Genomic DNA, 20,252 nt, shown 5'->3' with positions numbered 1-20,252 from the left:
GAAATTCGCAAAAGCATAATCTCTCTCGTCGCCGCAAGGCACGGCCATAACGGCTCCAGTTCCGTAACCTGCCAAAACGTAATCGCCAATCCAAACCGGAATCGGTTCTTTGGTAAACGGATGCTCGGCATACGCTCCGGTAAAAACACCGGATATGGTTTTTACATCCGCCATCCGTTCGCGTTCGGAACGTTTTGCGGTGGCTTCGATATAATGGTCTATCGCTTGTTTTTGATCGGGTGTGGTGATTTGGGCAACAAATTCGTGTTCTGGCGCCAAAGTCATGAACGTTGCTCCGAAAATCGTGTCTGGACGGGTCGTGAAAACATCTATTTTATGAGAAAGTCCCTCGACTGCGCTCGGGATGACATTAAATGAAACGGTAGCTCCAACAGATTTCCCAATCCAGTTTCTTTGGCTTTCCTTGATGCTTTCGCTCCAATCGATAGTATCTAACCCTTGCAACAAACGTTCGGCATATGCTGAAATTCGCATGCTCCATTGTGTCATTTTTTTACGAATCACGGCATGGCCACCGCGTTCTGAAACGCCGTTTACGATTTCGTCGTTCGCTAAAACGGTTCCTAATCCAGGACACCAGTTCACTTCGGTTTCGGCAAGGAAAGTTAATCTATATTGTAATAGTAATTTTTGTTGCTTGTCGGATGAAAAAGCATTCCATTCGGCTGCGGTGAATGGAACAATGTTGTCATCGCAAACAGCATTTACATTGGCATTTCCTTCTTTTTCGAAGATGAAAACTAATGTCGAAATATCTTCGGCTTTATCGGAGGTTTTATTGTACCAGGAATTGAACAATTGGATGAAAATCCACTGCGTGTATTTGTAATAATCGGCGTTTGAGGTGCGCACTTCCCTGCTCCAATCGAATGAAAATCCGATTTTGTCAAGTTGCTCGCGGTATCGTGCGATATTTTCTTTGGTGGTTTTATCCGGATGTTGTCCCGTTTGTATCGCATATTGCTCGGCCGGTAATCCGAAACTGTCGTATCCTTGCGGATGCAATACATTGAATCCTTTGTGGCGTTTGAAACGCGCGTAAATATCGGAAGCGATGTATCCAAGCGGATGCCCGACGTGTAATCCTGCTCCGGATGGATATGGAAACATGTCCAAAACATAATATTTTGGTTTGTCGGAATGGTTTTGTGCGGCAAAAGTTTGATTTTCGGCCCAATATTTCTGCCATTTGGCTTCTACTTCGTTCGGATTGTATTTCATGCTATGATATCGTGTTGACTTGTGTTTTTTATTATTTTTTGACAGCCCTAAATAAATAGGCGATGGCATTGGTTAATTAGCCCTGATGGGAGCAAGTATCCTTTTTGTTCTTTCTTTAAGAACAAAAAGGATACTGCGGACAGCGGGAATTGCAATTCCAAAAAAGCCCAAACCTTATGCTTCTATACAAAAAAAATGAATTCAAGGGCACAAATTTACATTTATTGTACGAAAGTTGAAACTTTGAGCGTTATTAACTTCATATAAAGAAATACTTTATTATTTTTACCCAATAATTACAATGATATATGAGTTCTTCTTACGATAAATTTCAAAAACGCAGGTTAATTTCGTCTTATTTTTCGGTAGTTCTAAGTGTATTCTTAGTGCTTTTTTTGTTGGGTATTTTGGGCTTGTTCGTCGTGAATTCCAAAAAATTATCGGACGATTTCAAGGAAGAAATTGCGATGACCGTCTTCTTCAGTAACGACGCGAACGACAGTATTTTGAAAGCTTTTGGCGACGAATTGAAAACGTCGAAGTTTGTAAAATCCAGTGTTTATGTTTCTAAAGAAGCTGCCGCTAAACAACATACCGATATTATTGGTGAAGATTTCATGACGTTCTTGGGGACTAACCCGCTACAAAACTCGTATGATATTCACCTGAAAGCCGATTATATTGTTTCTGACAGTATTCGTAAAATTGAAAGAGAGTTAAGAAACAATGTAATGGTTTCGGATATTGTTTATGACAAACAGCTGGTGAATCTGGTGAATGATAACATCAAAAAAGTGAGTTTTTGGATTTTGATTATCAGCGGTTTCCTGACCTTGGTGGCGGTTTTATTGATTAACAGTTCGATGCGTTTGTCGATTTACTCGCACCGATTTATCATTAAGACAATGCAAATGGTAGGTGCTACGAAATCTTTTATCAGAAAACCTTTTATTTGGAGAAGTATCAATTTAGGATTGGCCGGATCTGTTTTGGCTGTTTTAGCTTTGATTGCAACATTGTTTTATCTTGATAACAGTTATCCTAATTTAGGAATTTTGGCAGACAAACTGATGATTGGTTTGGTTTTATTGGGCGTAATTGTTGGCGGAATTTTAATCACTTGGTTAAGTACTTATTTTGCGACACAACGTTATTTAAATTTAAGAACAGACGATTTATATTAATGTTTATTCGTTGATTTGGTAATTCGTTAATTCGAACTTTTATCATTCAACTTTACAATACAACAACATAAGAAATGGAAAACAAACAACAGCACGACTTTCTTTTTGAAGGCATCAATTATAAAATTCTTTTAATTGGCTTAGGCGTAATAATCTTGGGATTCATCCTAATGTCTGGTGGCGGAAGCGATGATCCAAAAGTATTTAATGAAGCGGTTTTCAGTTTCAGAAGAATTCGATTGGCGCCGACGGTGGTTTTAATTGGTTTTGGAATTGCCATTTATTCTATTTTTAAAAATCCGAAAAAATAACGAATGGATCTTTTTCAAGCTATTGTTCTTGCCATTATTGAAGGTTTAACAGAATATCTTCCGATTTCTTCTACGGGTCACATGATATTCGCGAGTTCTTATTTTAATATTCAGAATGACGATTTCGTAAAACTGTTTCAGGTTTCTATTCAGTTTGGGGCTATTTTGGCTGTGGTCGCTTTGTATTGGAAAAAGTTTTTCGATTTTTCTAAATTAAATTTTTACATCAAATTAATTTGTGCCGTAATTCCGGCTTTGGTTTTAGGGAAATTATTCGATGATAAAATCGAAGCGGTTCTCGGAGATCCAATTCCCATTGCGATTGTATTGATTCTTGGCGGTGTTATATTGCTATTTGTTGACAGTCGTTTTCAAAATCCAACTGTTGCGACGGAAGAAGACATTACCATCAAAAAAGCGGTAATTATCGGTTTTTGGCAATGTCTTGCCATGATGCCGGGAACAAGCCGTTCGGCCGCATCGATTATTGGCGGAATGCAACAAGGTTTGACACGTCAGGCTGCAGCGGAATTTTCGTTCTTTCTGGCGGTTCCAACAATGTTAGCCGTGACAATGTATTCGGTATTTTTGAAAACGTATGAAACCTCGCAGCTGAAAGGATATGAACTCCTTTTGCAATCAGACGAAAACATAAAACTATTTTTGATTGGAAACGTTGTCGCTTTTATAGTGGCCATTATTGCCATCAAGTTCTTTATCGGAATCATTAAACAATATGGTTTTAAACCTTGGGGATGGTACCGAATTATTGTTGGAATTTTTCTTTTAATTTACTTTTCATATATAAAATAACATCCAATTGACAACCGCTGAAGATTTCCAAAACGGACAAATTTTACTGATTGACAAGCCTTTGCATTGGACTTCTTTTCAGGCCGTGAACAAAATGAAGTGGGCTTTAAAAAGCAAATTGGGTTTGAAAAAAATCAAAATTGGTCATGCCGGAACGTTAGATCCTTTAGCAACCGGATTGTTATTGGTATGCACAGGGAAATTCACCAAACGAATTACGGAACTTCAGGGTCAGGCCAAAGAATATACCGGAACTTTTTATATAGGAGCCACAACCCCTTCGTATGATTTAGAAACCGAAATCGACGAAACTTTCCCAACGGAACATATTGATGACGCTTTGATTCATCAAACGGTGAAGCAATTTTTAGGCGAAATCGATCAAAAACCACCTATTTTTTCAGCTATTAAAAAAGATGGCGTTCGTTTATATGAACATGCCCGCGCTGGAGAAACTGTTGAAATTGCCTTTAGAAAAACTACGATCCACGAATTTGAAATTACGCGTATCGCACTTCCTGAAATAGACTTCAGAGTCGTTTGCAGCAAAGGAACTTACATCCGTTCATTAGCTTTCGATTTTGGAAAAGCGATGGATTCAGGTTCGCACCTGACCGTTTTACGACGCACGAAAATCGGCGATTATGATGTGGCGAAGGCAATGGATGTGACTTTGTTTGAAGATTCTATAGCTCCAGATCAAGCATCAGAGTAACCAATTCTTTCTGGGTACCCAGTCCTTTATCGTGCAAATACCACAATTGCAAGTCCGTTTTTGCAGTTTCATCAACCAAACCAAACTTTTCTTTATAATTTTTAATTAAATCCGAAGCCCCTTTTGGTCTTGGCCCCCAATTAGCTTCAATGTTTAAAGTTTCTTTGTCGAGAACAATCAATTTCGGAATAGATTTAGATCCATTGGTTAAAAAATGATTCATCAGTTCTTCATTTTCATCACGGAACACGACTTTCAATTCAATATTATCGGAAACAGCTGCCATTTTATTGAAAATTGGGAGTAATTGAGCGGCATCACCACACCAGCCTTCGGCCAGAACCAGCCAGATGTATTCGTTTTTTAACGATTGTAACTTTTCAATATTTTCAACAGCAACAGAAATCGTTTTTTCCAGACGATTCATTCGCGTTTCATTCAAAGTACTGTAATGCGTCAGGTCTTCGGACTGTTCATTTCCTGAAGATTTTCCTTCAAGCACCAAGTCAGAAACTAATTTTCTGTAACCCGAATAGGAATGACTGTTAGGCAAGGCTTTAGCTACGGCAGTTTTCATAAATTTTGTTTTTATATAATACAAAATTACTCCTTTAAAAAGAAAATTAAATGACATTTATCACATTAAAAGAAAATTTTCTGAAGTTATAAAAACCAAAAATGACTAGTCGATGGAATCTAATTATGAAGTCAAATATTTATTTTTTAAAAAAGTATATTTCAAAAAAAGAGAATATGTCTATATTTGCACTTCATAAAACAACACGATGAAATATAAAAGAATTCTTCTGAAATTAAGTGGCGAAGCGTTAATGGGCGAAAGACAGTATGGAATTGATCCCGCAAGATTAGCCGAATATGCCGAAGAAATCAAGCAAATTCACGACAAAGGGGTAGAAATTGCCATTGTTATCGGTGGAGGAAATATTTTCAGAGGAGTTGCCGGAGCAAGTAACGGAATGGATCGCGTTCAAGGCGATTATATGGGAATGCTGGCTACCGTTATCAACGGAATGGCACTACAAGGTGCTTTGGAAGAAAAAGGAATGCTGACGCGTTTGCAAACTGCTTTAAAAATCGAAGCCATTGCGGAACCTTATATCAAAAGAAGAGCAGTTCGTCACCTTGAGAAAGGCAGAATTGTAATTTTTGGAGCCGGAACAGGAAATCCATATTTCACAACTGATACCGCAGCCGTTTTGCGTGGTGTTGAAATTCACGCGGATGTTATCCTGAAAGGAACACGAGTGGATGGTATTTATAGTTCCGATCCTGAAAAAGATGCGAATGCTACAAAATTTGATACTATTACATTTGAAGACGTAATCAAAAAAGGATTAAATGTAATGGACTCCACTGCTTTCACGTTAAGTCAGGAAAATAAATTGCCAATCGTCGTTTTCGATATGAACAAAAAAGGCAATTTGGTAAAAATTTGTGAAGGAGAAAATATAGGAACTGTAGTAAATATATAATTAGACGATAATCAGATTATTAGATACTCGAAAATCTAATCGTCGAAAAATCGAAAAATCGAAAAAAAATGACTGAAGAAATTGAATTTATATTAGACAGTACGAAAGAATCCATGACCGGTTCTATTGCACATTTAGAAAAAGAATTTTTAAACATCCGTGCAGGAAAAGCATCTCCGGCCATGTTAGGAAGTGTTTTTGTAGATTACTACGGAGCTCAAACTCCGCTTTCTCAGATTGCAAACCTGAATGTTCCCGATGCAAGAACCATTACGATTCAACCGTATGAAAAAAGCATGTTGCACCCTATTGAAAAAGCCATTATGGTAGCCAATATTGGTTTCAACCCAATGAACAATGGTGATGTGATCATCATCAGTGTACCACCTTTAACAGAAGAACGTCGTCGCGACTTGGCCAAACAAGCCAAAGTTGAAGCCGAAGACGCCAAAGTTGGTATCAGAAATGTTCGTAAAGATGCCAATAATGAAATTAAAAAATTAGAAAAAGACGGAACCTCAGAAGACATTTGCAAAACTGCCGAAGAAGAAGTTCAGAATTTAACCAACAGCTTTATCCGAAAAGTCGATGAACTTTTAGTGGCTAAAGAAGCTGAAATTATGAAAGTATAAATTGCTACCTTATTATAAAAATCCGCTTCGTGCGGATTTTTTATTTTATCTATCTTTATCCGGTTCCAATCCTGTTGAAAATGATGGAATAAATCAGATACCTACATGAAGCGATTCACCTTATTGTTTTTCTTTTTTACCCTGGTAACACAAGCACAATTTCAAATTAATGGAATTGTGAAAGATGCTTCAACAAATGAACCATTGCCATTTGCAACCATTTCGACTCCATCGGGAAACAATACAATTTCGGATGTGGATGGGAAATTTTCGCTTCAAAGCAAAGAAACAATATCAAACCTTACGGTTTCTTACGTAGGTTTCAGTTCAAAAAATATGACTGTTGAACCCACTAAAAATTTTTATTTGGTTTCCCTTTCTCCAAAACCAGATAATCTCAACGAAGTTGTTATTAGGAATGAAAATCCGGCTTTAGTCATAATTAAAAAGGTAATTCAAAATAAAAACAATAACAATCCTCAAAAAAAGCTCAAAAGTTTTCAATTCAAAGCTTACAACAAACTTATAGTAACAGCGAATCCCGATTCTATAAATGGTCGAATTGATTCTGTTTTTATAAAAAAACGGAATCGAAGCCAATTAAAAATTGATTCAACCGATTATAGGTTTAAAAAAATAATCAGCAAACAGCACTTGTTTCAAACAGAGAAAGTATCTCAATTTCAATTTAATGAAAGCGGATTAAAAGAAACCATTCTAGGAACAAAAATGGCAGGTTTCAAAAAACCCGTGTATGAAATTTTAGCCTTCAGTTTGCAGTCGTTTTCTATTTATGATCCGCGATACGAACTTTTTGAAACCAAATACAACAGCCCAATTGCTGATGATGCATTATCGTATTATAATTACAAATTGCTGGATACTGTTTCCATTGAAGGTAGAAACACGTTAATGATTTACTTCAAAAATAAAAAGAAAAAAAACGAGGCAGGTTTGGAAGGGATACTTTATATCGACCAAAATAATTTTGCCATAGCCAAAGCGGTCTCCCGAATAAAGGGCGTTTTAGACATTACCGGAATCCACGAATTCACTTATTTCCCAAAAGAAGACCTTTGGTTTCCGACAACCAAAAACTTTAAAATCGTAAAAGGAAAGAATGACGATGACATCAAAATTCTGGGCGGAACGATTCAGTTTGAAGCCGACACGGAAGATTTTAAATCCAGAAAAAAAGTCGCTTCTGATTTCACTTATTTACTTTCTGAAACCAATTATTCTGAAATTGTTCATAATGTGCCTGTTTACATTAAAAAGTCGTTCATTTCTATTGATTTAAAAGATGATGCCGCAAATAAAAATGAAGCTTTTTGGAACACCTACAGAAAAGACTCTTTGGATTTCCGAAGTCAAAAAACATATTCCGCTTTAGACAGTATTTCGGCCAAAAAGCGTATCGAAAACCGATTGCGTTTAGGCAGAAAAATTATTAATGGTTATGTCCCGTTAGGTCCAATTGATCTGGATTTGCGCTATTTGTTGAGTTATAATAATTACGAAGGTTTTAGACTGGGTTTAGGAGGCATAACGAGCGAAAAATTCTCTCAAAAATACCGAATAGAAGGGTATTCCGCTTATGGCACAAAAGACGGTAATTTCAAATATAATTTAGGCGCTGCCGCACGCATTGGTAAATTTTCAAATACCTGGATTGGTGGTTCCTATACTGATGATGTTCGGGAAATTGCGAGTACTGTTTTTGCTGTTGATAAACGGGTTTTTAAAATCTACGATCCAAGACCCATTAACGTGAGTACTTTTTATAATCATGTGACTTGGAAAGGGTATATCGAAACTAAAATTATTCCAAAAACAGAAAGCATCTGGCAATTATCTCAAAGCAGGATTGAACCAAAATTTAATTATGCCTATAATTTAAACGGAAAATTATACGATAATTTCAATATGACAACGGCAATGGTCTCTTTGCAATGGTCTCCGTTTAGTGATTATATGCAAACCCCAACCGGTAGAATCGAAATTGAAAAACGATTCCCGAAATTTACTTTTCAATACACGCAATCATTACCAAAAGTATTTGATAATGATTTCACTTTTGGGAAAATTGATTTAAGAGCCGAGTATGAAAAAAAATACCTGAACGGTCAAAAAACTGCTTTATTAATGGCTGCGGGTTATGCTTTTGGTGATGTTCCGTTGACCCATTTATACAATACTTCTCCCAATAGTCTGACAAAAGATCGCGTTATTCAAAGAATCACAATTGCTGGAAAAAACAGCTTTGAAACCATGTATTTCAATGAATTTTTCTCCAGTCAATTTCTTTTCTTTCAGTTGAAACACGGTTCAAAAAGAGTCACTTTATTCAAAAAAGTAAAACCTTCGTTGGTTTTAGTAACCCGAATGGCATGGGGGAATATGGAAAAACCTGAACAGCATGTGGGCATTGAATACAAAACGCTGAACAAAGGTTATTTTGAATCCGGAATAGAATTGAATCAGATTTACAAGGGCTTTGGCTTGTCCGGGTTTTACCGATACGGCCCGAATCAGTTGCCGAGATTTGAAGATAATTTGTCTATTAAATTGAGTTTTGTTCTGGACTTGGGGATTTAATGACTCGACACGAATTTCAACCCAATTATAGACGCGATTAAGGTGGTAATAAAGAAAATCCTCCAGAAATCAGCCGGTTCTTTAAATATAAAAATACCGACCAAAACAGTTCCCACCGCTCCAATTCCGGTCCAAACCGCATAAGCCGTTCCTATCGGCAGTGTCTGCGTGGCTTTGTAAAGCAATACCATACTTATGGTCAGACAGATTAAAAATCCACCTAACCATAACGTTGACGTTGTACCTGAAGTTTCTTTAGCTTTGCCTAAGCAAGCAGCAAAACCCACTTCGAAGAGACCACCGATAATTAATAAAATCCAGTTCATAATTTAGGGTTTTATAATTAAAATAGAAGGAATATTACTCAACCAGTCGCTTTGTGAATTGACAAGGTTTTTCCAACTTTCAAGACTGATAATCATTAAATCCTGTTTCACTAAAAACGCCTCTTTGTCCGCATTTTCATCCATCAAAGAGATGTTGTTTGGATATTTATTTTCTAAGGAATCAACGGCTGTTTCGATGATAAAATTATTTTTTATCTGTCCATTGATATCCAAAATCGAAATGTGAGAGTCATTATTATAAATTAATTTTTGAGCATAATCGAATAAAAAGGCATCTTCTAAACCAAAAATTGGAATAAAAACGTGGTTTACCTCCTGTAAATCTTTATCGACCAAAATCCCTAATGGCATTTTACTTTTAGAAATAATTTGTCGGGTTCTTTCATCAAAAGGCGAATTCTCAAACAAGCCTTCTTTACCGGTAAATTTGTCAATTAAACGATCCGGATTGATAATTCTTGTGGTAAAACCAAGCACTTTCCCAAGCAGCGTGCCCTCGAAAATAGATTTTCCCAGACCTACAAGCAGTAAATCATATTCTCCATGATTGGCAATGTCGGCAATATCCGTTTCAATGTCCGCTGTTGCTTTAAAAATTGTTATGATCTTTTGTTGTAAAACCTCCGATTCTTCAATTATAGGAAGAAAACTGTCTTTTTCATATTCTTCCATATTGAACGTATGTATTTCGTCGCTCAATGTTAAATGCATTGCAGTGATATTAGCGGTTCCTTTTTGTTTCTTAACCAAACTGCTGGCTAATCTCAAGAGTGCCTTCCCTTTTTCGGCATTTCCAAAAGAAATCAATATCTTGAATTTTCCGTTTTTGATAACTTCTTCCGGAATGATAATGTCTTTTGTTTTGAAAACCCAATTAATTAAATCCAAAGCAGGACCAGTCATAAACGTGGTGACTAATGCCATAATAACCATCATGGTAAATACCTCCGGAGTAAGCACTTTTAAATCTAATCCAATGTTTAAAACAATTAACTCCATTAAACCACGCGTATTCATTAAAGCGCCAATCGTCCAACTATCCCTCCAGCTTTGACCGACAAATTTTGCGGCAAATGCACTTCCAAAAAACTTTCCGACAACCGCAACAAGAATAATAAACCCTGTCACTTTCCATAAATAAGGGTCGTTTAGTAAACCGATTTGGGTTCGCAAACCTGTAAACACAAAAAATAAAGGGAGTAATAATATGACCGAAACATCCTCTACTTTTTCAATAAATATATTTCTGAATTTGGTAATATCCGGCATAATTGCACCAGCCATAAAAGCACCAAAAAGCGCATGAATACCAATTATTTCTGTTGCGTATGAGGAAAGAATAAGTGTTAAAAAGAAAATAGCCACAACCGGTTTACTCAAACTATCGCTGGACGCATATAAAACTCCAACTCTTTTCAGGAATGGTTTTACCACAAAAATCATGGCTAAAACATACAAAACTGCGAGACCAATAATATATAATGCACTTACAAAAGTTCCGGCTTTCACGATAGCAATAACAATCGCAAGTATACACCAAGCCGTAATATCATCGGCAGCGGCGCAAGTAATGACAATGGCCCCTAATCTTGTTTTATGAATGCCTCGTTCCTGAACAATTCTTGCCAAAACAGGAAAAGCAGTGATACTCATCGCAATTCCCATGAACAAACTGAAGGACAGAAACTTTACGCCTTCGGGAGCAAATCTATGATATACAAAATAAGCTAAACCAATTCCAAGCGCAAACGGAATAACAATACTGGCGTGACTAATTACAACAGCATCATTGGCTTTATTTTTAAGCACTTTCAAATCGAGTTCCATTCCGATGACAAACATGAAAAGAATCAAACCAATCTGACTCAGAAAATGCAAATTTCCTAACGATTCCAATGGAAATAAAACGGTTGAAAATTCCGGAAAATACATGCCCACTAAAGAGGGTCCGAGAACAATTCCTGCAATAATTTCTCCAATTACCGATGGCTGACCAATTTTTCTAAAAACCCAGCCAAAAAAACGGGCCACAATAATAATCGTGATAATTTGAGCCAACAGTATGGCCAAAGGATGATGCAGGTTTACACTCATTGAAGATAAAAAATCTTGCCAATGCCCATTTTGGGTTCCTACAGTTAAGAATTTCTTCCCAATTTCTAACTCTTTTCCTTTAGAAACAATCCAATATATTAACGCCGTAAAGCCCCCGGTTACACCAAAATAGAATAATGCATTTTTAAATTTCTTCATACAATTAGATCCCGTATTTTCATCTTTTGAAGTACAAAGATGAGAAAACCAAATATATAAATAATCCTGATTTAAGACATATTAATGTAAATTTAAAATTGATATAAAAACAACTTACTTTTTTAGATAAAAAACCTTTTAAACCAAATGATTTTTATGGGTTTTAATTACCTTTGCAGTTGTTAAAAATCAATTATGATCAAGTGGTTTAGTTTAGGATTCTGGGAGTTAATTGCCAGAATTGTGCTCCGAAACAGAATTTTAATGTTGTCGATAATTGTCGCGATTACGGCACTTTTGGCGATGCAGTGGAAAAACATCCATTTCACTTATACCGAAGCAAACTTATTGCCGGACGACAACATTGTTAACATAGAATACAACGCTTTTTTAAATAAGTTTGGTGAAGAAGGAAATTTAGTCATCATCGGTGTAAAAGACAGCACCATTTTTACGCCAAAAGCCTATGCTTCTTGGAGCAAAATGATGAACAGCCTCAAAGACAGCAAAGAAGTCGATTTGGTTATTTCTCTAAACGACTTAAAAAAATTACAGAAAAACGATACCCTCGAAAAATTTGAGTTGATTCCGTTTGTCGACCAAAGTAAAACGGTAGATAAAGCCTATCTCGAAAAAATAAAAAAAGAACTTTTTAATGATTTGCCCTTTTACGAAGGATTGCTATTCAATAAAAGATCGGGAAGTATTCGTTCGGCGATTTATTTGGATAAAAAAATTATAAATACTCCGGCCAGAAAAGATTTTATCTTAGAAAAATTAGTGCCGGCAGTAAAAATATTTGAAGAAGAAACAAAAATTGACCTTCGTGTTTCCGGAATGCCATACATCAGAACGTTGAATGCAGAAACCATTCTTAGTGAAATCGGAATTTTTATAGGTGCCTCATTATTAGTAACCTCATTACTTTTCTTTTTCTTTTTCAGAAGTTTTAGAGCCACCTTGATTTCAATAATTATCGTAATTATTGGTGTGATGTGGTCTTTTGGGTTTTTAGGATTATTAAATTACGAAATTACTGTATTAACCGCCCTGGTTCCTTCATTAATCATTGTAATCGGAATTCCGAACTGTATTTTCCTTACCAATAAATACCATCAGGAATATAAAATTCACAGAAACAAAGTCAAAGCACTGCAAAGGGTTACGACCAAAGTGGGAATGGCGACTTTAATGACCAATCTGACTACAGCCATAGGTTTTGCAACATTTGCAGCGTCTAACAACCAATTATTATTAGAATTCGGCGTGGTAACTTCCATTAATATTATGGGACTTTTCTTTTTGTGTCTGATTGTTATTCCTATTTTCCATAGTTATATTCCACCGCCAAAAGACAGGCATATTGAGCATTTAGACCGAAATTATGTTAAAGTCTTTATGGATTGGATTTTGAGAAACGTGAAATACAATCGTTTTTCAATTTACGTTGTCGCAGTAATGCTTTTGATTATTAGTATTATCGGAATTTACAAAATGCGTATTTCCGGAAGTTTGATTGAAGACATGCCTAAAAAAGCGGCTTTTTTCAAAGATATTGTTTTCTTCGAAAAAGAATTCGATGGCGTAATGCCACTTGAAATCATGATTGATACCAAACGCAAAAGAGGCGTGATGAAACTCTCTACTTTGAGACGAATGGAAGAACTCGAACAAACTATCGACGAGATTCCGGAACTTTCAAAACCGATTTCTATTGTCAATTTGGTAAAATATTCGAAGCAGGCTTATTATAATGGGAATCCTGAATATTACGAACTGCCGACTTCACAGGAACAGACTTTCATATTGTCGTATGCGAAAAATGCAACAAAAGATTCCAAAGACAATTTAATGAAAAGTTATGTCGATTCGACTGGACAGTATGCCCGAATCACGACTTTCATGAGAGACGACAGCGGGTATAAAATGCCGAAAATAGAAAGTGAAATCCTTAAAAAAGCCAATAAACTTTTCCCACCAGACCAATACAAAGTTTCCATTACCGGAAAAGCATTGGTTTTCCAAAAGGGAACCGGTTATTTGCTTGACAACCTGCTTTCGTCCTTGGTTTTTGCGTTTTTCCTGACCTCTCTTTTGGTAGCATTTATGTTCCGTTCGTTCAAAATGGTCTTGGTTTCCTTAATCCCTAATTTATTGCCATTAATGCTAACCGCAGGAATTATGGGCTTTCTGGACATTCCGTTAAAGCCGTCAACCATATTGGTTTTCGGGATTGCTTTCGGACTTTCGGTCGATGATACGATTAGGTTCCTGGCACAATACCGCGAAGAATTAAAGAAAAACAACTGGAAAATCCGTAAATCTGTTTACGCTACTTTTACAGATGCCGGTTTGAGTATGTTTTATACCTCTATCGTTTTATTCTTCGGGTTTTCGGTGTTTATGTTGTCCAGTTTTGGCGGAACCATTGCTTTGGGTGGATTGGTTTCGTTGACTTTACTATTCGGAATGCTGTCGAATTTAATGTTGTTGCCGGCTTTGGTTTTAACCTTGAATAAAACATTGGCCAACGAACAGGAATTCATCGAACCAAAAATTGATATTATTGAACGCACCGATGAGGAGATTGATGCTTTGAAGAAAAAATAAAATCAGATGATCTTTACTATACTATATCTGGTATTTTTTATTTATTTAAATTTTTCTATTTACAGAACATTAAAGATTGGCTTTAAAGAAAACAAAAAACAATCTTTAATTTCTGCAATTAGTATAGTCATATTGTTATTATTTCATAAATTTCTTCATTTTGAAGGAATGATGAAAGGAGGAATATTGTTTATATTATTTTTTTTTAGTTTAGGATTAATGATTATGCACTATATGCATAAAATCATAAGATATGGAATGGATAATGCTCTAGCTGAAAAAAATCCAAATTTATACAATAGTGACTTTTATGACACCTATAGTGATGTTACTTTATTTATTACTCAAGTAATTTTCCCCATTGGGATTACATTTTTTCAGATTATGGTAATTCTGAATCCTGGAATACAAAAAGCAATGAATCCTTAACTGAATAGTCACAATATTAGCGGAAACAACTCCTGATAACTTAGTTCACCCGTCTATAAACGAAGACTGAATAAGTGCCAATAAATTCCTTGAAAAATCCCAAATATCTCGATTGTGTTAGCCCCGATAGCCAATTGTTCGCACAATTTCCTTTTACTTTTTCCTTTAAAAAGTAAAAGATATAGCGAATAGCGGGAAATAGCTCCTGATTACCCCGTTTCTCACCATGACAATTACAAACAAATCAATTATATTTGCATTTCAATTGCAAGACCATTTTTAATATCAATTCTATATTTATAATGAAACATACAAAAGTTAAAGACTTACTAAACAGTACAGAGACACTTCACGAAGTAAATGCAAAAGGTTGGGTGAGAACTTTTAGAAACAATCAATTTATCGCGTTGAACGACGGTTCGACCATCAATAATATACAATGTGTGGTCGATTTCGAAAACACACCGGAAGAAACATTAAAAAGAATTACCACTGGAGCGGCGGTTTCAGTTACAGGAAGTTTGGTAGAAAGCAAAGGTGCCGGACAAAAATATGAAATTCAGGTTAACAAACTTGAAATTCTTGGTGATTCGGATGCAGAGAAATTTCCGATGCAGCCTAAGAAACATTCTTTGGAATTCTTGCGTGAAAATGCGCATTTGCGTGTGCGTACGAATGCTTTTGGAGCGATTATGCGGGTGCGTTCGGTATTGTCATTTGCGGTGCACAACTATTTTCAGGATAAAGGTTTTGTGTATGTGAATACGCCAATCATCACCGGTTCTGATGCGGAAGGTGCTGGAGAAATGTTCAAAGTAACCGCTTTGCCATTTGACAATACGCCAAGAACAGAAGAAGGAAAAATCAATTACAAAGAAGACTTCTTTGGAAAAGAAACGAACTTAACTGTTTCAGGACAATTAGAAGCTGAAACTTTTGCGATGGCTTTGGGTCAGGTGTATACTTTTGGACCAACATTTAGAGCGGAGAACTCGAATACCTCACGCCATTTGGCAGAATTTTGGATGATTGAGCCGGAAGTGGCTTTCAATGATTTGAATGACAATATGGATTTGGCTGAAGATTTTATTCAATATGTGATTAAATATGTTTTGGATAAGTGTCCGGAAGATTTAAAATTCCTGGAAGGAAGATTATTAGAAGAAGAAAAAGCAAAACCACAAACAGAAAGAAGCGAAATGGCTTTGTTAGACAAATTAAATTTTGTTTTGGAAAACAACTTCAAACGTGTTTCGTACACCGAAGCAATCGACATTTTAAGAGAATGTACGCCAAATAAAAAGAAAAAATTCAACTATATCATCAACGAATGGGGTGCTGATTTACAATCGGAACACGAACGTTATTTGGTGGAAAAACACTTTAAATGTCCGGTAATCTTATTTGATTACCCAGCAAACATCAAAGCATTTTACATGCGTTTGAACGAAGACGGAAAAACGGTTCGTGCCATGGATATCCTTTTCCCTGGAATTGGAGAAATCGTTGGTGGATCTCAAAGAGAGGAACGTTACGACGTTTTAATCGAAAAAATGAAAGTACTGGGAATTGACGAAGAAGAATTGTGGTGGTATTTAGACACCCGAAGATTCGGAAGTGCGGTTCATTCAGGTTTCGGACTTGGATTCGAAAGATTGGTGCTGTTTGTAACCGGAATGAGCAACATTCGCGATGTAATTCCTTTTCCAAGAACACCGATGAATGCAGAATTTTAAAAAGGTTTATTCGGCTAATCGTTTATTTGTTTAAGCGATAATCCCGAATAAACGATTAAACAAATAAACGATTAAACTTAATGCTAAAGCAATTCTTAAATTTAAAATTATCCCAGAAATTATCTCCTCAACAAATCCAGTTGATGAAGTTAATTCAGTTGCCTACGCAAGCTTTCGAACAACGTTTATTGGAAGAGATGAATGAAAATCCGGCTCTTGAAGCAGGAAAAGAAGAAGATGAATATGAAAAGGATGAGTTCGAAAACGAAGATTATGACGACTATGATGATTCTGAATCCGAAAGAATAGAAGCCGAAGACATTAATATTGACGAATATTTAAGCAACGACGAAACGCCGGATTATAAAACCCAAGCCAACAATTACAGTGACGACGATGAGGATCGTGAGTCGCCGTTGGCAGCTCCTGTAAGTTTTCATCAGGATTTAATCAATCAGTTGAATACTTTTATTTTGAATGATGACGAGCGTGAAATTGCGGAATTTCTTGTCGGAAGTATCGATGACATGGGTTATATCCGAAGAAGCGTTCAGGATATAGTAGATGACATGGCTTTTACGCAAGGCATTTATACCGATGAAAAAACGGTCGAACGCATGTTGCATATTATCCATGAACTGGAACCTTCGGGCGTGGGCGCACGTGATTTGCAGGAATGCTTGTTGTTGCAATTAAAACATAAAACTCCAACAGAATCTGTCGCTTTGGCAATGGATATCATCGAAAACCAATTTGAGGCTTTTACCAAAAAACATTACGATAAATTATTACAGAAATACGGAGTTTCACAGGAACAACTGAAAAAAGGAATTGAAGAAATCGAAAAACTCAATCCAAAACCAGGCGGATCTTATACCGGAAGCAACAAAATGATAGAACATGTGGTTCCCGATTTTGCTATCCGAATTGTCGATGGAGAATTGGAGCTGACCTTAAATGGCAGAAATGCTCCTTCTTTGCACGTTTCAAAAGACTATCAGGAAATGATGCAGACCTACAAGGATTCCCGTGATAAATCAGCACAGCAAAAAGATGCGGTGCAATTCATCAAACAAAAACTGGATTCAGCCAAATGGTTTATCGATGCGATACGACAACGTCAGGAAACCCTTTTTGTGACGATGAATGCGATTATGCATTATCAGGAAGAATATTTCCTTGATGGTGACGAAACAAAGTTGAAACCGATGATTCTAAAGGACATTGCCGATATGGTAAGCTTAGATATTTCGACTATTTCACGTGTGGCCAACAGCAAATATGTGGAAACGCCTTATGGAACGAAATTAATCAAGGAATTCTTCTCGGAAGCCATGAAAAATGACCAGGGAGAAGATGTTTCTACACTTGAAATCAAGAAGATTCTCAAAAATGTAATCGAGGAAGAAGACAAGAAAAAACCTCTTCCCGATGATCAATTGGCCGAAATATTAAAAGAAAAAGGCTACCCTATTGCGAGAAGAACCATTGCAAAATACAGAGAGCAATTGGATATTCCGGTGGCGAGGATGAGGAAGAAGATGTAATCAGAAATTATTATGAAAAAAATACTTCCCTTTTTTTCCTATTTATTTCATCCGATATTCATTCCGGTTTTCGGGACGCTGGGCTATTTTTTATTTAATGAAAACTATTTTGATACAGAACAAAAATTTCTCATTCTGCTGCAAATAGTCCTTATCACCATTTTTATCCCAATCTCGTTTTTTTTTCTTTTACGTTCTCTGGGTAAAGTAGATTCTGTGATGGTTTCCGAATTATCCCAACGAAAAATCCCTTTGATCATTCAAGCGATTCTGATACTTATATTGATTCAGAAAAGCATTACCATTGATAGGATTCCAGAGTTGTATTTTTTCTTTTTGGGTGGATTAATCAGCACTTTAATCGCGCTTATTTTTTTATTTTTAAAAATAAAAGCCAGCATTCATATGATTGGAATCAGCACTTTGACTGCTTTTGTCATTGGATTAAGTTTTCACAATCAAATCAACATCATAAGTACCATTGCTTTTTTGATTTTAATGAATGGTTTCGTGGCTTCCTCCCGACTTACCATGAATGCACATACCAATAAAGAATTGGTCATTGGTTTCTTTTCGGGAATGCTGCCGCAAGTGGTGCTTTGGTATTTCTGGCTATAGAATATAGAACATTAAACCCAAATTCAAGCTATTCATGTCTATATCTTCATTATTCAATTTCGCCGATTTAAAAATAGGATTTAAGCCATAATAAGCATAAATATTCCACGTATTACGACCCGCAGCGATGTAGGCCCCATATTGCAATTTGTTAAGGTCTTTATTGCCCGTTACAATAATCTTTTCTTGGCCATCAATGTATTTTGACCTGTCATAAACCAAGTAGCTTATCTTAACACCTGTATAAATTCTCCAGAATATATGACTTTCAGGTGTAGATGTTCTCCAACGAAACTCGATTGGCGCATCGATATAATGCAATGTTAATTTATTTTTATCAAAATCATTTTCCGATGGAATGGCACTGTATTCCGGAATTCCATTAGTTTCTGAAATCAAAATATTTTGATTGTAATTATTTATAGAATATCCTATTCCCGCAGCTATAGCAACAGTTCTATTTTTATTTACGGGCATATCCCTTAAAAATCCTAAAGAGAAACTTGGCGTGAATTTATTTTGAGAAACTCCTGGCAATCTGTTTTGCAAATCATTATACGTGATTCCAAAATAAAACTGATCTTCCCTGTATAATGAATCTACCGCAGCAAAATCGGGTATTTCCTGAGAAAAGACATTAAAAACCAAGAAAAAAATAAAAACATTTAGAAAGAATCGCATATTGATTTTTTTGTGATTTATATTTCTCGTCCTAAAAAAGCTAACACGAATAAACGATATAAAATTACATTAAAATATTAACCTCAAAGAAAAAACTTTCGGAGTTTTCTCCTTTTACCGTTTTACATTTTGATATTTGTAATTTTTTATCAAATCTACTGTATCTCCAATTTTGCAATCAGGTAAACCCTTTAAAGAATCTGGTTTAATTGGATTAAAAGTATTTTCTATTCTATTTCTAAAACGATCTAAAGGCATTAAATCAACTTCAGTATCCGTTCCGTCAAAATCGAATGGGTCATCTAATGCTTTAATAAGGAAATATAAATATAAAAAAACAAATGATAAAACGCCTGAAACCACTACCGAAGCTGTATCCGTTTTAAAATGGCAAACTAATACCAATGGTATTATTATAAATAATATGCTCTTTTGTAAAACATAGGCAGACCCAATGAAATTGGTTCGGGCTATAGTATAAGTACGGGTTAATTGCTTCCGAAGTGCGTTGGTGTTTTCTTGAATTCCTTTAATAGCTTCTTTATCACAAGAATTTTCAGCAAAATAGTACACAATTTCATTTAAACGTCGCAACAGCGGAAAGACTGTTTGAGAATCTTTGTTTTTACTTTTTAACCAATCTATTATATTATCGGTCACAAAAATTAATTCTGATTTCAATAGTTTTTTATCTAAAACCGCTCCGGAATTTGAACCGGTAGAAACCCGTAAAACAAGTATCATCCAATCCTGTATTGATTCTAAGTTACAGGCAATTTCTCCAGGTATTTTTTCGCTTTCTTTAAAATCGGACATGGTACCTGCCAGTAAAAGTCCCATTACAAAAAAAGCCCCTGTAAATACAACATTAACATCGGAAAACTCAATAAAGTCAATTACTGAAATTTGCGCTTCGTCTTTAAAAAATGTTGATATAAATTTAATCAATGAAACCAGCAATGCGATTGGCAGTACTTTTTTATAAATTGATTTTTTAATGAACTTGTATTCCATATAATATTTGACTAAACTATTTAATATTG

Annotated in this window: 18 protein-coding genes; 12 read left to right on the top strand and 6 right to left on the bottom strand. The window is 35.8% G+C overall.

Annotated elements, in window-relative coordinates:
- Positions 1-1,242: class I tRNA ligase family protein (locus VI621_RS05425; protein WP_324217362.1), on the bottom strand; the 1,242-nt coding region annotated here is incomplete at its 3' end.
- A 308-nt stretch (positions 1,243-1,550) separates the two neighbouring features.
- Between VI621_RS05425 and VI621_RS05420 the strand changes: the two genes are divergently transcribed.
- The 4 genes from VI621_RS05420 (at position 1,551) to truB (ending at position 4,265) form a co-directional block, all read left to right on the top strand.
- Positions 1,551-2,426, top strand: a complete 876-nt coding sequence (locus VI621_RS05420; RefSeq protein ID WP_324217361.1) for a cell division protein FtsX — start codon at positions 1,551-1,553, stop codon at positions 2,424-2,426.
- 74 nt (positions 2,427-2,500) lie between these two features.
- Positions 2,501-2,737: a DUF3098 domain-containing protein gene (locus VI621_RS05415; protein ID WP_324217360.1), complete on the top strand. Its 237-nt coding sequence runs from the start codon at positions 2,501-2,503 to the stop codon at positions 2,735-2,737.
- Positions 2,738-2,740: 3 nt separating this feature from the next.
- Positions 2,741-3,550, top strand: coding sequence for an undecaprenyl-diphosphate phosphatase (locus tag VI621_RS05410; RefSeq protein WP_324217359.1), 810 nt, complete (start codon positions 2,741-2,743; stop codon positions 3,548-3,550).
- Between the two features lie 7 nt (positions 3,551-3,557).
- Positions 3,558-4,265, top strand: coding sequence for a tRNA pseudouridine(55) synthase TruB (gene truB, locus VI621_RS05405; RefSeq protein ID WP_414655484.1), 708 nt, complete (start codon positions 3,558-3,560; stop codon positions 4,263-4,265).
- Here the strand turns inward: truB and VI621_RS05400 are convergent.
- A complete protein-coding gene (locus VI621_RS05400) occupies positions 4,237-4,842 on the bottom strand; it encodes a thioredoxin family protein (RefSeq protein ID WP_324217358.1) in 606 nt (201 codons plus the stop codon). The two genes, truB and VI621_RS05400, sit on opposite strands and share 29 nt — an antisense overlap.
- 208 nt (positions 4,843-5,050) lie before the next feature.
- Between VI621_RS05400 and pyrH the strand changes: the two genes are divergently transcribed.
- The 3 genes from pyrH (at position 5,051) to VI621_RS05385 (ending at position 8,988) form a co-directional block, all read left to right on the top strand.
- The gene (gene pyrH, locus VI621_RS05395) at positions 5,051-5,758 is read left to right on the top strand and encodes a UMP kinase (protein ID WP_324217357.1); all 708 of its coding nucleotides are present in this window, start codon (positions 5,051-5,053) and stop codon (positions 5,756-5,758) included.
- 68 nt (positions 5,759-5,826) lie between these two features.
- Positions 5,827-6,390 carry a ribosome recycling factor gene (gene frr, locus VI621_RS05390; RefSeq protein ID WP_324217356.1) on the top strand — a complete coding sequence of 188 codons (564 nt, stop codon included), beginning with the start codon at positions 5,827-5,829 and terminating at the stop codon, positions 6,388-6,390.
- Between the two features lie 105 nt (positions 6,391-6,495).
- Positions 6,496-8,988, top strand: coding sequence for a DUF5686 and carboxypeptidase-like regulatory domain-containing protein (locus VI621_RS05385; protein ID WP_324217355.1), 2,493 nt, complete (start codon positions 6,496-6,498; stop codon positions 8,986-8,988).
- Here VI621_RS05385 and VI621_RS05380 read toward each other — a convergent pair.
- Both VI621_RS05380 and VI621_RS05375 read right to left on the bottom strand, forming a co-directional pair.
- Positions 8,985-9,314: a multidrug efflux SMR transporter gene (locus tag VI621_RS05380; RefSeq protein WP_324217354.1), complete on the bottom strand. Its 330-nt coding sequence runs from the start codon at positions 9,312-9,314 to the stop codon at positions 8,985-8,987. The genes VI621_RS05385 and VI621_RS05380 overlap by 4 nt on opposite strands.
- 3 nt (positions 9,315-9,317) lie before the next feature.
- On the bottom strand, positions 9,318-11,588 hold the full coding sequence (locus tag VI621_RS05375; RefSeq protein WP_324217353.1) for a cation:proton antiporter: 2,271 nt from the start codon (positions 11,586-11,588) through the stop codon (positions 9,318-9,320).
- A 195-nt stretch (positions 11,589-11,783) separates the two neighbouring features.
- On the opposite strand from VI621_RS05375, the gene VI621_RS05370 reads away from it, so the two are divergent.
- The 5 genes from VI621_RS05370 to VI621_RS05350 all read left to right on the top strand — a co-directional run bounded on the left by VI621_RS05370 (position 11,784) and on the right by VI621_RS05350 (position 18,528).
- Positions 11,784-14,198, top strand: a complete 2,415-nt coding sequence (locus VI621_RS05370; RefSeq protein ID WP_324217352.1) for an efflux RND transporter permease subunit — start codon at positions 11,784-11,786, stop codon at positions 14,196-14,198.
- A gap of 234 nt (positions 14,199-14,432) precedes the next feature.
- Positions 14,433-14,627, top strand: a complete 195-nt coding sequence (locus VI621_RS05365) for a hypothetical protein (protein WP_324217351.1) — start codon at positions 14,433-14,435, stop codon at positions 14,625-14,627.
- 302 nt (positions 14,628-14,929) lie between these two features.
- The gene (gene asnS, locus VI621_RS05360) at positions 14,930-16,363 is read left to right on the top strand and encodes an asparagine--tRNA ligase (protein WP_324217350.1); all 1,434 of its coding nucleotides are present in this window, start codon (positions 14,930-14,932) and stop codon (positions 16,361-16,363) included.
- Between the two features lie 80 nt (positions 16,364-16,443).
- The gene (rpoN, locus tag VI621_RS05355; RefSeq protein WP_324217349.1) at positions 16,444-17,910 is read left to right on the top strand and encodes an RNA polymerase factor sigma-54; all 1,467 of its coding nucleotides are present in this window, start codon (positions 16,444-16,446) and stop codon (positions 17,908-17,910) included.
- 12 nt (positions 17,911-17,922) lie between these two features.
- Positions 17,923-18,528, top strand: coding sequence for a hypothetical protein (locus VI621_RS05350; protein ID WP_324217348.1), 606 nt, complete (start codon positions 17,923-17,925; stop codon positions 18,526-18,528).
- Here the strand turns inward: VI621_RS05350 and VI621_RS05345 are convergent.
- Both VI621_RS05345 and VI621_RS05340 read right to left on the bottom strand, forming a co-directional pair.
- Positions 18,523-19,209, bottom strand: coding sequence for a porin family protein (locus VI621_RS05345; RefSeq protein ID WP_324217347.1), 687 nt, complete (start codon positions 19,207-19,209; stop codon positions 18,523-18,525). The genes VI621_RS05350 and VI621_RS05345 overlap by 6 nt on opposite strands.
- A gap of 114 nt (positions 19,210-19,323) precedes the next feature.
- A complete protein-coding gene (locus VI621_RS05340; RefSeq protein ID WP_324217346.1) occupies positions 19,324-20,223 on the bottom strand; it encodes a hypothetical protein in 900 nt (299 codons plus the stop codon).
- Positions 20,224-20,252: the final 29 nt, after the last annotated feature.

This window comes from Flavobacterium sp. (genome assembly GCF_035292545.1).
GTDB lineage: Bacteria > Bacteroidota > Bacteroidia > Flavobacteriales > Flavobacteriaceae > Flavobacterium.
This window is presented reverse-complemented; position numbering and strand designations above follow the sequence as displayed.

Coding starts and splice junctions, on each gene's coding strand:
- VI621_RS05420 (WP_324217361.1), top strand. CDS start 1,551: ATGAGTTCTTCTTACGATAAATTTCAAAAACGCAGGTTAATTTCGTCT.
- VI621_RS05415 (WP_324217360.1), top strand. CDS start 2,501: ATGGAAAACAAACAACAGCACGACTTTCTTTTTGAAGGCATCAATTAT.
- VI621_RS05410 (WP_324217359.1), top strand. CDS start 2,741: ATGGATCTTTTTCAAGCTATTGTTCTTGCCATTATTGAAGGTTTAACA.
- VI621_RS05400 (WP_324217358.1), bottom strand. CDS start 4,842: ATGAAAACTGCCGTAGCTAAAGCCTTGCCTAACAGTCATTCCTATTCG.
- pyrH (WP_324217357.1), top strand. CDS start 5,051: ATGAAATATAAAAGAATTCTTCTGAAATTAAGTGGCGAAGCGTTAATG.
- frr (WP_324217356.1), top strand. CDS start 5,827: ATGACTGAAGAAATTGAATTTATATTAGACAGTACGAAAGAATCCATG.
- VI621_RS05385 (WP_324217355.1), top strand. CDS start 6,496: ATGAAGCGATTCACCTTATTGTTTTTCTTTTTTACCCTGGTAACACAA.
- VI621_RS05380 (WP_324217354.1), bottom strand. CDS start 9,314: ATGAACTGGATTTTATTAATTATCGGTGGTCTCTTCGAAGTGGGTTTT.
- VI621_RS05375 (WP_324217353.1), bottom strand. CDS start 11,588: ATGAAGAAATTTAAAAATGCATTATTCTATTTTGGTGTAACCGGGGGC.
- VI621_RS05370 (WP_324217352.1), top strand. CDS start 11,784: ATGATCAAGTGGTTTAGTTTAGGATTCTGGGAGTTAATTGCCAGAATT.
- VI621_RS05365 (WP_324217351.1), top strand. CDS start 14,433: ATGCATAAAATCATAAGATATGGAATGGATAATGCTCTAGCTGAAAAA.
- asnS (WP_324217350.1), top strand. CDS start 14,930: ATGAAACATACAAAAGTTAAAGACTTACTAAACAGTACAGAGACACTT.
- rpoN (WP_324217349.1), top strand. CDS start 16,444: ATGCTAAAGCAATTCTTAAATTTAAAATTATCCCAGAAATTATCTCCT.
- VI621_RS05350 (WP_324217348.1), top strand. CDS start 17,923: ATGAAAAAAATACTTCCCTTTTTTTCCTATTTATTTCATCCGATATTC.
- VI621_RS05345 (WP_324217347.1), bottom strand. CDS start 19,209: ATGCGATTCTTTCTAAATGTTTTTATTTTTTTCTTGGTTTTTAATGTC.
- VI621_RS05340 (WP_324217346.1), bottom strand. CDS start 20,223: ATGGAATACAAGTTCATTAAAAAATCAATTTATAAAAAAGTACTGCCA.